The 15723-nt window shown below is 68.7% G+C and carries 13 protein-coding genes; 4 read left to right on the top strand and 9 right to left on the bottom strand.

Translation table 11 applies throughout. The features are described from left to right. Positions 1 to 26: 26 nt before the first annotated feature. The 8 genes from ACIA8G_RS08060 to ACIA8G_RS08025 form a co-directional block, all read right to left on the bottom strand. Complete coding sequence (locus tag ACIA8G_RS08060; protein WP_396417615.1) at positions 27 to 1355, bottom strand: cellulose binding domain-containing protein; 1329 nt, start codon at positions 1353 to 1355, stop codon at positions 27 to 29. Positions 1356 to 1483: 128 nt separating this feature from the next. Beyond that, a complete protein-coding gene (locus ACIA8G_RS08055; RefSeq protein WP_396417614.1) occupies positions 1484 to 1789 on the bottom strand; it encodes a hypothetical protein in 306 nt (101 codons plus the stop codon). 6 nt (positions 1790 to 1795) lie between these two features. Then, positions 1796 to 3046 (bottom strand): choice-of-anchor P family protein, encoded by a 1251-nt coding sequence (locus tag ACIA8G_RS08050; protein ID WP_396417613.1) that lies wholly within the window; start codon positions 3044 to 3046, stop codon positions 1796 to 1798. After that, positions 3043 to 3693, bottom strand: coding sequence for an ABC transporter ATP-binding protein (locus tag ACIA8G_RS08045; RefSeq protein WP_396417612.1), 651 nt, complete (start codon positions 3691 to 3693; stop codon positions 3043 to 3045). The genes ACIA8G_RS08050 and ACIA8G_RS08045 overlap by 4 nt, the downstream gene beginning before the upstream one ends. After that, entirely contained in the window at positions 3690 to 4382 is a 693-nt protein-coding gene (locus tag ACIA8G_RS08040; protein WP_396417611.1) for an ABC transporter ATP-binding protein, read from the bottom strand. The genes ACIA8G_RS08045 and ACIA8G_RS08040 overlap by 4 nt, the downstream gene beginning before the upstream one ends. Then, positions 4379 to 6196, bottom strand: coding sequence for an ABC transporter permease (locus ACIA8G_RS08035; protein ID WP_396417610.1), 1818 nt, complete (start codon positions 6194 to 6196; stop codon positions 4379 to 4381). The genes ACIA8G_RS08040 and ACIA8G_RS08035 overlap by 4 nt, the downstream gene beginning before the upstream one ends. Next, positions 6193 to 7596 carry an ABC transporter substrate-binding protein gene (locus ACIA8G_RS08030; protein WP_396417609.1) on the bottom strand — a complete coding sequence of 468 codons (1404 nt, stop codon included), beginning with the start codon at positions 7594 to 7596 and terminating at the stop codon, positions 6193 to 6195. Before ACIA8G_RS08030 ends, ACIA8G_RS08035 begins: the two co-directional genes overlap by 4 nt. A gap of 175 nt (positions 7597 to 7771) precedes the next feature. After that, positions 7772 to 8530: an SGNH/GDSL hydrolase family protein gene (locus ACIA8G_RS08025; protein WP_396417608.1), complete on the bottom strand. Its 759-nt coding sequence runs from the start codon at positions 8528 to 8530 to the stop codon at positions 7772 to 7774. 127 nt (positions 8531 to 8657) lie between these two features. On the opposite strand from ACIA8G_RS08025, the gene ACIA8G_RS08020 reads away from it, so the two are divergent. The 4 genes from ACIA8G_RS08020 (at position 8658) to ilvD (ending at position 14128) form a co-directional block, all read left to right on the top strand. Continuing rightward, a complete protein-coding gene (locus tag ACIA8G_RS08020; protein WP_396417607.1) occupies positions 8658 to 9554 on the top strand; it encodes a DUF4142 domain-containing protein in 897 nt (298 codons plus the stop codon). Between the two features lie 87 nt (positions 9555 to 9641). Then, on the top strand, positions 9642 to 11105 hold the full coding sequence (locus tag ACIA8G_RS08015; protein WP_396417606.1) for a DUF1996 domain-containing protein: 1464 nt from the start codon (positions 9642 to 9644) through the stop codon (positions 11103 to 11105). A gap of 142 nt (positions 11106 to 11247) precedes the next feature. Then, on the top strand, positions 11248 to 12420 hold the full coding sequence (locus ACIA8G_RS08010; RefSeq protein ID WP_396417605.1) for an alginate lyase family protein: 1173 nt from the start codon (positions 11248 to 11250) through the stop codon (positions 12418 to 12420). A gap of 19 nt (positions 12421 to 12439) precedes the next feature. Continuing rightward, the gene (gene ilvD, locus ACIA8G_RS08005; RefSeq protein ID WP_396417604.1) at positions 12440 to 14128 is read left to right on the top strand and encodes a dihydroxy-acid dehydratase; all 1689 of its coding nucleotides are present in this window, start codon (positions 12440 to 12442) and stop codon (positions 14126 to 14128) included. Here ilvD and ACIA8G_RS08000 read toward each other — a convergent pair. Then, a complete protein-coding gene (locus ACIA8G_RS08000) occupies positions 14125 to 15723 on the bottom strand; it encodes an AMP-dependent synthetase/ligase (protein WP_396417603.1) in 1599 nt (532 codons plus the stop codon). The two genes, ilvD and ACIA8G_RS08000, sit on opposite strands and share 4 nt — an antisense overlap.

The raw sequence follows: 15723 nt of genomic DNA, 5'->3' as shown, positions 1-15723 counted from the left end.
GACGGCGTGTACTCACCCGAACACTCTTAGAAGCCGGCGGTGATCTTCGTGAACGCCAGCTCCTGCTGCGGGATACCGGAGCAGCTGCCCGAGACCTGGCCGTCGCAGCCACCGCGGTCGCGGTTCACCGACCAGAACGAGAACCGGCCGAGCGCGTTGGACTTCGCCCAGTCGCGGATCGCCGTCCAGGTTTCGGTGGAGGTCATCTCGCGCTGGTCGGACAGGCCGTTCATGCCCGAGATGCCGACGTGCTTGAACGCCTCGGCGTCACTCCAGCCGAAGGTCGACTTCAGCTTGTTCTTCAGCCCCGTCGCCGCGCCGATGGTGTCGGTCTGGATGTTGGAGCTGCCGAAGTCGAACGGCATGATCGTGAAGATGTCGATGTTCGCGCCCAGAGCCTTGGACTGGTCGATCAGCCGGGCACCGTAGAAGTTCGGGCCGGCGACGCCGGTGCCGAACGTGACGATCGTCTGGATGCCCGGGTTGTTCTGCTTGACGATCTTCAACGCCGTGATGATCCGGTCCTGGACCATCGTGTTCTCGAACTCGTCGGAGTTCTCGATGTCGATGTCGATCGCCTTCAGCCCGTAGGCGTTGATCACCTGCTGGTAGGCGGCCGCCAGAGCCTCCGGCGTCGAGCAGTTCGGGCCGAGCTTGTTGCCGCTCCAGCCACCGAACGACGGCACGATGTCGCCACCGGCCGCGCGCACCGAGTTGATGAGCTGCTGGTCCGAGCCGCCGGTCAGCGGGCGGTTGCCGTTCCACGCGGGGTTGCAGCCGCCACTGGAGAGCACGAACGCGAGCGTGAACCACTTGATGCCGGTCAAGCTCATGACCTGCGTCGCGTTCGGGATGTTGCCGTCCAGGTAGATGTACGGAGCGGCACGGCCGGAGCCGGGCACCGGCGGGTTCGACGAGGTGGTCGTCGTCGTGGTCGTGGTGGTCGGCGGGTTGCCGGTGCCGTCACACGTCCCGCCGTTGACCTTGCAGTTCGACGGGTTCGCACCCGATCCGCGCACGGTGAAGCCGAAGCTCGCCGAGGCGCCGACGCCGATGCTGCCGTTCCAGGTGTTCTTGACCGTGATGTTCTGGCCGCTCGCGGTGTAGGTACCGTCCCAGAGCGACGCGATCGACTGCCCGCCCGGGAGCGTGAACTCGACCGTCCACGACGTCAACGCGGACGAACCGCCGTTGGTGATCGTGTACTTGGCCTCGTACCCGCTGCTCCACTCCGACGTCTTGGTGAACGCAGCCGTCACGCCCGTCGCGCCGCTCGCCGGGGCGGCGAGAACGCCTCCGACCATCGCGGCGACCGCCAGACCGATGGTCAAAAATTGCCAGCGGAATTTCTTCATGGTGCTCCTTCACGTGCAGGGGGACGTGATGCGAGGCACCCTAACTGGTCTGGACCAATGGTTCAAGACTGTGAACAAACTTGTCGGACTCGGCCATGGGAACGCTCCCACGGTCCCATTTGTCCTAATTAGTACTGTTCGATCCGCTCCGCCCGCTCCTCCAACAGCACCCGCAACGCCTGCGCGGTCTGCCGCTGCTCCTCCACCAGCCTGGTCAGCCACGACCCGAAGTAGAGGAACCCGCCGACCGCGATCAGCCCGAGCCCCAGCATCCCGCCGGACACCACGTACGGAATCTGCTCCCACACGTACCCGGTGTGCGCGACACCCCACCACGCGAACAGGATCGCCGCAATACCGGCCGTCATCAGCATCGTGCCGACGAGACCCAGGCCGCCGCGCATCCGGGCGCGGCGCCGATCTTGAAGAGTCATCCGGGATCACCCGTTGCGCAGGTCGGGGACACCGGTCGGGTGTCCGGACGGACAGGGGGCGCCGCCGAGCAGGAACGCGCCGAACGAGCGGAAGCCGAAGGCCGAGGCCGCGGCGACACCGAGGCCGGCGACGACCAGCAGTGCGGGCACGCCGGGGAAGTCGAGCAACGAACGGGATTTCGGACGGGCATTGGCCACCGGCGTCACGCCCCTGGGCGGGGCGACCCCGGCCACCGGTGGCGTACCAGGCAGAGCGGGCGGCGCACCGACCGCGGGCGGCGGCACCAGCGGCGCCTGCGGGGCCGGCGCGTCGGGCGGGGTCAGCGGCGCGGCGGCGGACGCGTTGGCGGCGGCCTCGGTGTCGCCGACGATGACCACCATCTTGCGCAACGGGTTGAGCAGCGGCACCAGTTCCTTGGGCAGCAACGGTGCCAGCACGCCGTCCAGGATGCCGCCGAGGCCGAGCTTGGTGCGCAACGCGAGCACGTCGACGGTGAGCGTCAGGCCGCGCGAGGTAGACGTCGCCGCGGTCCCCTCCAGCTTCGTCGCGGACGTCGGCCACGCCACCGTGATTCCCAGTGGCTCCAACGCCTTCAGCAACCCGTCCGGTGGCGCCGCCGGTGACTTGACCGGGAACTTCTGGCCCAGCACGGTGAACTCCGCGATCGAGAACGTGCTCGTTCCGCTCCCCTTCGCGCCGTCGCTCACCGCCACGGACTCGAAGCGGACCCCGGACAGCACGACCAGCCCGGCCAGCAGCGAGATCGACGAAGCGGACGTCACGGCCACCGAACGTGCCTCGGAAGCCGCCACCGAACTGGTGCTCGTCGAGGCCAGCCCGTCCGTCGTGAGCAGGAACGGCACCTCCTGTTTAGCGCCGGCGAACGACTCGGCCTTCGCGGCACCCGCCACGGCCCGCATGCCCGACTTCGACTCGTCCGCGGGACCGCCGGGGTGCGCGGCGTTGGCCTGCACCGGATAGGCGAAGCCGAGCAGCTGCGGCAATCCGGTCCCGACCGCCGCACCCGGCCACACCGAGCTCGCCAACGATCGGCCGATCGGGCCGGAACCCAGCTCGGTCTGCGTGTACGACAGGTGCACCTCGCCCTGCGGTTCCGCGGGCACCGGAAGCAGATCGGTGTGCAGCAGCACGGAAACAGGTGCCGAGCGGGCCGTCAGCGTGAAGCCGCCGATGTCGGCGGCGCGCGCGGGCACCGGGGACAGCAGGAGCAGCAGCACGACGAGCGCGTACCTCACGATGTCCCTCCAAAGTAGACGGAAGCCAGGTCGCCCGACGCGATCTCGCCGTGCGCCATCACCACGACGTCGTCGGCCACCGCCGAGGCGGTCTCGGCGAACTGTTCGACGATCAGCATCGTGACGCCGGACGCCGCCAGTTCCCGGACGACCTCGTACAGTTCGGCGACGATCACCGGCGCGAGTCCCATCGACAGCTCGTCGATCACCAGCACCACCGGGTCCGTGATCAACGCACGGGAGAACGCCAGCATCTGCTGCTCACCGCCGGACATCGAGCCGGCGAGCTGCCGGTGGCGGATCCGCAGCTTCGGGAACCGTTCGTAGACCAGGGAAGGATCGCCGCGCATGAGCCGCAGGTTCTCCGCGACGGTCAGATTCGGGAAGATCGCGCGGCCTTCCGGGATCGTGCACAGCCCGGCCCGCGCGAGGTCGTCCGGCGACTCGTCGTTGACGTGCACCCCGCCCAGGTGCACGTGGCCGGACGTCGCCCTCAACTGTCCACTGAGGACCTTCACCAGGGTGGACTTGCCCGCGCCGTTCGGGCCGAGCAACGCGGTCACGGTGCCGCGCGGCACGGTCAGCGAGACCCCGCGCAACACCTCGATCCGGCCGTAGCCGGCGTGGACGTCCGTCAGCTCGATCATCCGAGATACGCCTCCCGGACACCCTCGTGTGCGCGGATCTCGTCCGGAGTCCCGGACACCAGCAGGCTGCCGAGGGTGAGCACGTGCAGGACGTCGCAGTAGCCCATCACGAGGTCCATGTCGTGCTCGACCAGCACGACCGCACGTCCCTCCTGAGTCAGCTCGCGCAGCAACGCGCCGAACGCGTCGGTCTCCGCCCGGTCCAGCCCGGACGACGGTTCGTCGAGCAGCAGCACGGACGGGTCGGTGGCCAGCGCGCGGGCCAGCTCCAGCAGGCGTGCGGCACCGGTCGGCACGGTGTCGGCCTGCACCGAGGCGAACTCGGCGATCCCCACCCGCTCCAGCAAGCCCTGAGCCAGCCGCGCCGACCGACGCCGGCTTTCCAGCGCCACCACGACGTTCTCCCAGACGGTCAGCGAGCCGAACACCTCGAGCCGCTGGAACGTCCGCGCCACCCCGAGCCGCGACCGCTGGTGCGGCCCCTTCCCGGTGATGTCGGCGCCGTCGAGCAGCACCCGGCCGGCGGACGGCCTGCGCAGCCCGGAGATCACGTCGAACAACGTCGTCTTGCCCGCGCCGTTGGGCCCGATCAGCCCGGTGATGCCGACGTCGACGGTCAGCGTCACGTCGTTGACCGCGACCACCTCGCCGAAGCGGACCGTCACGCCATCCACCCGCAGCGTGCTCATGCACGCCGCCAGGTCCAGGCCCGGAAGAACCAGCTGACCAGCCCGTTCGGATCACGCGCGAGCCCGGCAGCCGCGACGCCGAGCAGCACGACCGCCACCCCCGCGAACGCCGGGAACCCGCTCTGCAGCACGGGAAGCAGCATGAGCAGCACCCCGCCGAGCAACGCGCCGGACACCGACGTCACCCCGGCGATCACCGCGAACAGCAGCAGCGGCAGGTTGTTGAACAGCTGGAAGTCGCTCGCCGCAACGGTTTCCCGCAGCTGCGCGAACAACCCGCCCGCGAGCCCGGCGATGGCCGCCGACAGCGAGAACACCCAGACCCGGATCCAGCGCACGTTGAGACCCAGCGTGGCGCAGGCCGCCGGACTGTCCTTGACCGCGATCATGCGGCGCCCGAGCCGGCCACGCCGCACCGCCAGCACACCCGCGCCGATCAGCACGAACACCACTGCCGCAAGCACGAGCTGCGCCGTCGCGGACTCGACCAGCCTCGGCACCTGCAGACTGCCCCGCACCCCGAACGCGATCGGCGACTGCAGGACGAGCTTGTCCATCAGCTGCGCGAACCCCAGCGTGGCCAGCGCGAGGTAGAGCCCGCTCACCCGCAACGCCGTCAACGCGATCAGCGCTCCAACAAGAGCCGCGACCGCCGCCCCTGCCAGCAACGCCCACAACGACGGGGACCCGAGCCGCGCCACCGTCACCGCGCCCACACCGACGAACGTGAACTGCCCCAGCGACACCACCCCGCCGTACCCGGTGAGCAGCACCATCGACAGCAGCACGATCCCGAACACCAGCGCCAGCGCGAGCTGCCCCGCCACCACCGAGTCCACCAGCAGCGCCAGGACGACGACCACGCCCAGGAACAACCCCGCACCCACGCCCGTGGTCAGCGAGTTGGGCACCGCCACCCCGCGCGACCCCCGCACGCCACCGATCCGCAACGGCGACTGCGGCATCGCCAGCAGCACCACGAACAGCAGCAACGCCGGAATCGCCGCGCGGAACGCGATCCAGAACGGCGAGGACGGCAGGTACGCGACCGCGTAGGACTGCACGAGCCCCAGACCGAGGGCACCGGCGAACGTCCACGGCAGACTCCGCAGCCGCCCGACCAGCGCCGCGGTGTACGCGGTGATCACGAGCAGCGTCATCGTCACGTAGTCGAGCTGCACGACCGGCGTGAGCAGGATGCCGCCCAGCGCGGCCAGCGCCGACCCGATCGCCCAGCTCAACGCGGACAACCGGTCGGGACGCGTGCCGTACAGCGCCGCGAGGGGTGGATCGTCCACGCACGCCCGCATCGCGAGCCCGGTCCGCGTCCGGTTCAGCAGCACGTACAGCCCGCCCGCGACCAGCACCGCGCAGGCCAGCGTCACCAGGTCGTGCCCGCTGACGTACGACTGCCCGATGTGGATGCCGATGGAGTCGAGGAACGGCCGCACGGGCCTGGCCTGCGGCGGCCAGATCACCTGGGCCGCGCCGATCAGCCCGACCAGCACGCCGACCCCCGCGACCAGCGTGATGCCGACCGGCGCGCCCGCGAGCCTGCGCATCACGAACCGCTCGATCACCAGCCCGAACAGCGGCGCGCACCCGCCGACGACGATCAGCAGCGCGAGCCACTGCGGCAGCCCGCGGTTCTCGGCGAGCTCCCAGTACAGGAACGCCATGACCATGCCGATCGCGCCGTGCCCGACGTTGAACACCTTGGAGGTGCTGTAGGTCAGCACGAGACCGCCGGCGACCACGGCGTAGGCGCCGCCGGTGACCAGGCCGAAGACGGTGTACGCCAGGAGCGCGGTCATCCGCCGACCCCGGTGTCGAGCAACGCGCCGCACGAGTACCCGGAGGCCGGAGCCAGACGCGACCACGTCGTTCCCCGCAGCCGCACCAGCGACATGCAGGCCGAGGTCCGCTTCCCGCCGACGTCCTGCGGCGCCACCATCCCCTCCGCGGTGAAGTCGTGCACACCGCGGATCGCGTCGAGCATCGCCTTGCGCGTCAGCTGCGGCCCGATCTTGGCCGCGAGCACGACGAACAGCCGCGCGGCGGCCCAGGCGAACATCCCGAAGTACGACGGCGCCGCGCCGGGCGCCACCCGGCCGAGCCACTGCTTGTACAGCGCTACCTGGGCGTTGGACTCCTCGAACAACGCGCCGTTGGTGTAGACGACCGTCCCGTCGACGGCCGCGCCTCCCTGCCGCACGTACTGCGGGTCGTAGGCGCTCGGGTCGGTGATGAACGCCTCGGGCGTGTAGCCCTGCTGCCGCATGGCCTGCTGCAGCCGGACCGCGTACTGCGCGGAGCCCATCCAGTAGACGATCTTGGCGCCGGTCTCCTTGAGCTTCGCCACGTACGGCGCGTAGTTGACGTCCGCGATGTCGATGGCCTGGGTGTAGACGAACTTGATCCCGCGCTGCTCGGCCGCCTTCTGCATGCTGCGAGCGTTCTGCGAGCTCGCGTCCACGTTCAGGTAGAGGAAGGCCGCGTTGTTCACGGCGCCGGGGAAGCTCGACTTGACCAGGTCCGGGTAGGCGGAGGACACCAGGTTCACGACGTTCGACGCGACACCGAAGCTCACGGGCGTGCGCTGCCGTTGCACCGTGACGGTGGAGGCGCGCAGGTCCGGGATGCCGCAGCCGCTCGCGGCCGGCCCGCCGCCCTGGTCGAACGCGGACATCGACCCGACCAGCGCGAACGCCTGCTCGCACCCCTGCGCGGTGGCCTGCTGGTCACCGCCGCTGTCGGTGCGCGAGTCGAACGAGACGAGCTTCAGCTTCCGACCGCAGATCGCGCCCTGGGTGGCGTTGAAGTACTCCACGAACGCCTTCGTCCCCTGCTGCGCCGCCTGGAACAGGCCGGGCACCGGGCCGCTGATGTCCGAGATGTTGGCGATGGTGATCTCGCCGGCGGTGACGCCCTTGTCCGTGGCGCCGCCGGTGCCCTGGCACCCGCCCGCGATGCTCCCGGGAGGGTTCGGCTGTTGCCCACCCGGCTGCTGGGGGTTGTTCGCGCCCGGTTGCCCCGCGGTGCCGTCGCTGCCGGGCACCGTGCCGTCCTCGCCGGCCGCGGTGCCCTGCCCTGCCTCGGTTCCGCCGCCTTGGGGCACGACGAGTGCTGCGCGTTGCTCGTGGGTGAGTCTGCTGCCGCAGCCCGCGATCAACGCACAGGTCACTAACGCGATCAGCGCAGTCCTGCATCGCATGCGGACGCACGCTAGGACTCTGCATCAATCCAGATCGGCGCTCCGACCTGCGATTTCACCCAGGTGGCGGACACAAAATTTAGAACAGGTTCTATTGGCCAACGATCGCGCTGAAAGCCGTCACCAAAGCGGTGTTACGTCGTTTGACCGGACCGCTCCGAGGAACATGTTCTAGTCAGGACGGCGGCAGCAGCTCCGGCCGGCGCGGCCGGACCACGTCACCGGACGACGCCCCGCGCAGCCGCCGCACCACCCACGGCACCACGTGCTCGCGCGCCCACTTGAGGTCCTCCGACCGGCGCACCCGGCGATCCACCAGCGGGGCGACGCCGAGCACGGTCCGCTGCAGCGAATGCGCGACCCCGAGCCCGTCCAGCACCGAGATGGCGACCTCGGCGTGCCCCAGCGCGTTGAGGTGCAGCCGGTCGTCCGACCACATCCGGCGGTCCCGCAGCTGCCGCATCCCCCACATGTCGACCAGCACGCACGAGTACTCGGCCGCGATCGCGCGCACGTGCTCGTTGTAGATGGCCACCCGGCCCCGCATCTTGCGGAACACCGGGTCGTCCGCGCCGTCGACGCCGGTGAACAGGATGACCCGCGCGCCTGCCTTCACCGCGCGAGCCACGGCCGCGCGGTACCGGCGCATCAGCGCGTCGATGTTCACCTTCGGCCGCATGAGGTCGTTCCCGCCCGCGTAGAGGGAGACGAGGTCCGGCTTCATCGTGAGGGCGCGTTCGAACTGCTCGTCCAGCACCTGCGGCAGCAGCCGGCCGCGCACGGCCAGGTTGGCGTAGGTGAACTCCGGGTCGGCGGTCCCCAGCACCTCGGCGACGCGGTCCGCCCACCCGCGCACACCGTTCGGACGACTGGCGTCGTTGTCGCCCACTCCCTCGGTGAACGAGTCCCCCAACGCCACAAAACGCTTGCTCATGCTCACGACTTTAGGTCTCGCCTTCGGCCCTCGGTTGCGCGGGGTTCGATAACGGTTCGGTAACGCCGGGGTCTCGAACTGAGGCGGGCTCCCATTGCTGGCCGTACTCCAGTTCGTGCGACTCCCCATGAACTTGGCAACGCCGACGCGACTCATCGTCGCGTTGGCCGGCTGTGCGCTGGCCATGCTGCTCAACACCGGGAGCGCGATCGGCCAGCCCAGCACCACGCCTTCGACCCCCATCTCGACCCCGCCGCCAGGTAGTGGCGGGACCGGCGACGAGGTCGTGCAGACGCAGTGGGGGCCGCTCGGACCCGCAGACCGGGATTTCATGAACCGGGTCAAGCAGGCCGGGCTGTGGGAAAAGCCCGCAGGCGACAAGGGCAAGGCCAAGAGGGCCGACCAGCCCAAGATCCAGGAAGCCTGCAAGCACCTCATCGAGGGCCACACGCTGCTCGACAACGTGGTGAACAGGGCGGGCGTACTGCTCGGCCACACGTTGCCGACAGAGGCCACCGATGAGCAGAAGGGCTGGCTCGCCGAAATGGACGCGGCGAACGGCGACGAGTTCGACGCCGTCTTCGCCAACCGGCTCCGCACGGCACACGGCAAGGTCTACGCCTACGCCGCGCAGATCCGGGCAGGCACCAAGAACGAGCTCATTCGCATCCTCTCCACGCAAGCGATGATCACGGTCTTCGATCACATGAAGGTGCTCGAGGAGACCGGGCGCGTCGACTTCGCCGGACTGGAGTCACCGCAGCCGCTCGCACCCCCCACCAACAGCACCGGGGCACCGGATGCCAGTGGGGACCAGCAGGCGGACGCGTCGGCCAACCCGACCGACGGCGTGATCCCGACCGTGCCGGAGGGCACCAAGTTCACCCGCACCGCCGAACAGGGCGTGTTCGGGGACAACAACGGTGTCTTCTTCGGAGCGATAGCGGTGCTCGCGCTCGCGTTGGTCGGAATGCGATTCATCTCTCGATCGAAGAAGACAAGACGGAAATCTCGTTCGTTCTAAAACCGCTCACCCAGGTTCAACCCGAAGACAACGGCCTCCCGCCGTCAGCTTCACCATGCCGTTTTATCGGACTACACGAGGTGGCAAATGGCTTTTCACCGTAGGAAATCAACGATCTGGCTGACCGCCGCCGCAGCGGCGATGGCGCTGGTCGCTGGCGGTGCCGCGGTGGTGGCGATCGGTTCATCCGACGGCGCCGCGCTCGCCGACGGACCGGACAAATCCTTGTTTGTCGACATCACCAAGGTGAAGCAGAACGTCAAGAAACCAAAGCCGGAGAACGACGCCACCACAGGTACGTTCACCGTCAACTGCGGCAAGAACGAGAACGGGCACTTCAACCCGGACAACTTCATCGCCCAGCCCGGTGTCCGCAACGGCGCGCAGCACCTGCACGACTACGTCGGCAACCTCTCCACCAACGCGGACTCGAACAACAAGTCGTTGCAGAAGGCCGGCACGACCTGCAAGAACGGCGACAAGTCCGCCTACTTCTGGCCCGTCGTGCGCATCGTCGACGAGGAAGCCGAAGAGGCCGACCAGGCTGAGCAGGCCCCGCCGAAGAAGGACGACAAGGCACAGCAGGACAAGGACAAGGCCGACAAGGCCGCTGCCCGCCTCGAGTGCCCCGACGTCGCCTCCCTGCTCCCCGAGGACGTGCCGGACGGTGCGCAGGCCGAGGTCGACAAGGGACTCGCGGACGTCGAGAAGGTGACGGAAGAGGCCGAGAAGAAGGTCGACGCCACCAAGGCCCAGGATCGCGACGCCGCCATCGTCGGCCCGGTGCGCGAGAAGCGCGCAGCCATCCTGAACAAGATGATGCAGGCGTTCAGCAAGCAGGGCAAGCAGGCTCCCGACCTGAACGCGGCCGCCGCCTGTGAGATCAAGGAAGCGGGCGAGGCCGCCGCTCTCGACAACGGCGCCGAGAACAACGACGCCGCTCAGGCCGAGGGTGTCGAGAACAAGAAGAACCAGAACAACCCCGAGGAGAACGCGCAGAACGAGCTCGAGGGCAACGAGGGCGAGATCCAGCGCCCCGCCGTCGTCGACCTGCAGTTCCGCGGCAGCCCGACCGGCAAGGTCGTCGCGATGCCGAAGTTCCTCCGTGTCCTGTACGGCGACGCCAAGGCCGGCCAGAACGGCCCGAAGAACGCCAAGGCCTCGTGGACCTGCACCGGCTTCGAGGACAAGGTGCTGATGGACAAGTACCCGATCTGTCCTCAGGGTGCGAAGGTCAAGCGCGTGCACGACTTCCCGAGCTGCTGGGACGGCAAGAACATCGACTCGGCGAACCACCGGGACCACATCTCCTTCCCGGACGCGAACGGCAAGTGCAAGAAGGGCACCAAGGCTGTCCCCCAGCTGCGGATCTCCCTGACGTACAACATCCCGCTGAACGTCCAGAAGGAAGGCCGCTACCTGGTCGACTCCTTCCCGGAGGAAGAGCACAACCCGCTCACCGACCACGACGACTTCGCGAACGTGATGTCGCAGCAGATCATGAACCGCCTGGTCAACTGCGTGAACACGGGCAAGAAGTGCCGTGAGTGACGCTGCCTGACCGAGTGAACGAAAATCCCCGGTGCCCCTCCCGCGCACCGGGGATTTTCGTTGTGCGGCCAGGATTGTTCACCACCGTGAATCTTGTACCGGAATGATTGACCAAAAGGTATAGACCACTAACACTGAGCGAATGGTCACCCGTTCCTGCGCGGTGCTGATCGCACTGCTGGCAACGCTGCTAGTACCGGTCACCGGCCCTGCCGCCACGGCGGCACCGGCGACGTTCGTCCACCCGGGAGTTCTCGTTTCCCGGCCACAGCTGGACTTCATGCGCGCCAAGGTCCAGGCCGGCGCCCAGCCGTGGAAACTCGCCTACGACCGCATGATGGCGTCGAAGTACGCCGACCTGAACCGCGTCCCGAAGCCGCGCGCCGTCGTGGAGTGCGGTCCCTACACCAACCCGAACTACGGCTGCACCGACGAGCGCGAAGACGCCCTGGCCGCCTACACGCTGTCCCTCGCCTGGTACGTGACGCGGGACAACAGGTACGCGACCAAGGCCATCCAGCTCATGGACGCCTGGTCCGCGACGATCCGCGACCACACCAACTCCAACGCCAAGCTCCAGACCGCGTGGTCCGCTTCGAGCTGGCCCAAGGCAGCGGAGATCATCAAGCACGTCTACGGGAACTGGCCCAACAGCGCCCGCTTCGGCACCATGCTGCGGACCGTCTACCTGCCGGAGATCCAGAACGGCCTCGCGAACACCAACGGCAACTGGGAACTCAGCATGATGGAGGCCTCGCTGGGCATCGCGGTGTTCCTGGAGGACCGGGCGGCCTACGACAAGGCGGTCGGCATCTTCCGCACGCGCATCCAGGCGTTCATCTACCTGACCACCGACGGCGCGCTGCCCAGGACACCGCCGGGCAGCGGGATCGACACGCGGGCGGAGATCGTCTCCTACTGGCACAACCAGTCCACGTTCGTCGACGGGCTCGCCCAGGAGACCTGCCGCGACTTCGCCCACACCGGCTACGGGCTCGCCGCCGCGGCGCACTTCGCCGAGACCGCGCGGCACCAGGGCCAGGACATCTGGGGCGAGATCCGGGAACGCATGCGCCACGCGTGGGGCCTGCACACCCGGTACCAGAACGGCGAGCCGGTGCCGTCGTGGCTCTGCGGCGGTGCGTACAGCCGCGAGCTCGGACCGACGTCCGAGGTCAGCTTCAACGCCCTGAGCACCCGGCTGGGCATCGCGATGGCGAACACCCAGCGCTACACCGAAGGCCAGCGTCCACAGGGGACGGACAACCTGTTCATCGCCTGGGAGACGCTGACTCACGCGGCGAATCCATCCTGACAGGTACTAACGTGCGCTCATGACCGAGACACCGGACATCAAGCCACGCAGCCGCGACGTGACCGACGGCCTGGAGCGCACCGCCGCGCGCGGCATGCTCCGGGCCGTCGGCATGGGTGACGAGGACTGGGTGAAGCCGCAGATCGGCGTCGCCTCGTCGTGGAACGAGATCACGCCGTGCAACCTGTCGCTGGACCGCCTCGCCAAAGCGTCGAAGGACGGCGTGCACGCGGCGGGTGGCTATCCGCTGGAGTTCGGCACGATCTCGGTGTCGGACGGCATCTCGATGGGCCACGAGGGCATGCACTTCTCCCTGGTGTCGCGCGAGGTGATCGCCGACAGCGTCGAGACGGTGATGCAGGCCGAGCGGCTCGACGGCTCGGTGCTGCTGGCCGGCTGCGACAAGTCGTTGCCGGGCATGCTGATGGCCGCCGCGCGACTCGACCTGGCGAGCGTGTTCCTCTACGCGGGGTCGATCCTGCCGGGCCGGGTCACGCTGACCGACGGCACCGAGAAGGAAGTCACGATCATCGACGCGTTCGAGGCCGTCGGGGCCTGCGCGCGGGGCCTGATGAGCCGCGAGGACGTCGACCTGATCGAACGCGCGATCTGCCCCGGTGAGGGCGCGTGCGGCGGCATGTACACGGCGAACACCATGGCCAGCGCGGCCGAGGCACTGGGCATGTCGTTGCCCGGCAGTGCCGCTCCCCCGGCCACCGACCGGCGCCGCGACGGGTTCGCGCGCAGGTCTGGGCAGGCCGTGGTCGAGATGCTCCGCAAAGGCATCACCGCGCGGCAGATCATGACGCGCGAGGCATTCGAGAACGCGATCGCCGTGGTCATGGCGTTCGGCGGCTCGACGAACGCGGTGCTGCACCTGCTCGCGATCGCGCACGAGGCCGGCGTCGAGCTGACCCTGGACGACTTCAGCCGCGTCGGCGCTCGGGTACCGCACCTCGCGGACGTGAAGCCGTTCGGGCGGCACGTGATGACGGACGTCGACCGCATCGGCGGCGTGCCCGTGGTGATGAAGGCGCTGCTGGACGCCGGTCTGCTGCACGGCGACTGCCTCACCGTCACCGGCCGCACGGTCGCCGAGAACCTCGCCGACATCGCACCGCCCGACCCGGACGGCACCGTGCTGAGGGCCATGGAGAAGCCGATCCACCGCACCGGCGGCATCACGATCCTGCGCGGCTCACTCGCCCCGGACGGCGCCGTGGTGAAGTCCGCGGGCTTCGACTCGGACGTCTTCACCGGCACCGCGCGGGTGTTCGACCGCGAGCGAGCCGCGATGGACGCGCTGGAGGACGGCACGATCACCGCCGGCGACGTCGTGGTGATCCGCTACGAGGGCCCCAAGGGCGGGCCGGGCATGCGCGAGATGCTCGCCATCACCGCGGCGATCAAGGGCGCGGGCCTCGGCAAGGACGTGCTCCTGCTCACCGACGGCCGGTTCTCCGGCGGCACCACGGGCCTGTGCGTCGGCCACGTGGCACCGGAAGCGGTCGACGGCGGGCCCATCGCGTTCGTGCGTGACGGCGACCAGATCACGTTGAACGTCGCTTCCGGCACCTTGGACGTGGACGCGGACCTGGACAGCCGTCGCGAGGGCTGGGCACCGCTGCCTCCGCGCTACGAACGCGGCGTGCTGGCCAAGTACGCCAAGCTCGTCGGTTCGGCGTCACGCGGCGCGGTCTGCGACTAGTACAGACTGTCCAGAGTTTCCGCGTAGCGCTTCTCGATCTCGCGGCGGCGCGGCTTCAGCGACGTGGTCAGCAACCCGTCCTCGACGCTGAAGTCGTGCTCCAGCACGGCGAACCGCTTGATCGTCTCGTGCCGCGCCAGCTGCGCGTTGACCGTCTTGATCGCGTGCTCGACCTCGGACTCCGCGTCCGTGATGCCTTTCGCGGTGTCCGGGTCGAGCGTCACGAGCGCCACGCAGTACTTGCGGCGGTCGCCGTGCACGATCACGTTGCTGATGTACGGCGAGGCCGCGTTGATCATGCTCTCGATCCGCGTGGGCGCCACGTACTTGCCGCCCGAGGTCTTGATCAGTTCCTTCTTGCGGTCGGTGATCTTCAACCGGCCCGCGTCGTCGAGCTCGCCGATGTCACCGGTGTGCAGCCAGCCGTCGACGATCGACTCGGCGGTGGCGTCCGGCCGGTTGTGGTAGCCGCGCATGACGCCGGGTCCCCTGAGCAGCACCTCGCCGTCCTCGGCGATCTTGACCTCCATACCGGGGATCGGCGGCCCGACCGTGCCGATCTTGATCATGCCCGGCCGGTTGAAGAACGATCCCGCGGACGACTCGGTGAGCCCGTAGCCCTCCAGGATCGTGATGCCGGACCTCTCGAAGAACTCCGCGATCTCCGGCGCGAGGGGCGCCGAACCCGAGACGAAGTACCGGATCCGCCCACCCATTCGTTCGCGAAGTTTGCTGTACACCAGGCGATCCGCGAGCCAGCGCGTCGCCGGGCCGTGATCGCGGCCGGCCCACCGGAAGATCTTCTCGGTCAGCCCGCCCTTCTCCCGCGCCCCCGCGACGATCCGCCCGTGGATCTTCTCGAAGATGCGCGGCGCGGCGGCGACGATGGACGGCCGCAACTCACCGAGGTTGTCGACGATCCGCTCGACACTGCCGTCGACGGCGGTCGGCACGCCCGCGGCGATCATCGCCATCGTCAGCACCTTGCCGAACGCGTGCGACAGCGGCAGCCACAGGAAGTGCAGATCCGTCGGCTGCAAAATGCCAAGGGACGCAATGGCTTCCGCCGTCGTCAGCCAGTTGTCGTGGGTCAGCTCGACACCCTTGGGCGTCCCAGTGGTGCCCGAGGTGTAGATCAACGTCGCCAGGTCGTCGGCTTTCAGCTCGTCGATCAACGCGTCGTAGTCGCCGTCAGCCGTCGGAATCGCACCGAACCGCAGCACCTCGACGCCCTCCGGCATGAGGCTCGCGTGCTCGTCCGTCTCCACGACCACCAGACGGCTGCCGGAATCGCTGACGATGTGCCCGACTTCGGCTTTCGTGCTGTTCGGGTAGATCGTCGTGGTGGCGCCACCGGCGGCGAGCACGGCGAGGTCGGTGATGATCCACTCGATCCTGGTGGACCCCATGAGCGCGACCCGGTCGCCCTTCCCGAGGCCTTTGGCACGCAACCCGAACGCCTCTGCGGCGACGCGTTTCTGCAGCTCAGCCCACGTAAGCGAGGTCCAGCCGCCGTCGGTCCGGTACCGCATCGCCTCGACATCGGGCGTGCGAGCGACCCGGTCGCGCAGCAGGTCGGGAATCGACAGCGCCAT

Source organism: Lentzea sp. NPDC051213 (assembly GCF_044455585.1).
Lineage (GTDB): Bacteria > Actinomycetota > Actinomycetes > Mycobacteriales > Pseudonocardiaceae > Lentzea.
This window is presented reverse-complemented; position numbering and strand designations above follow the sequence as displayed.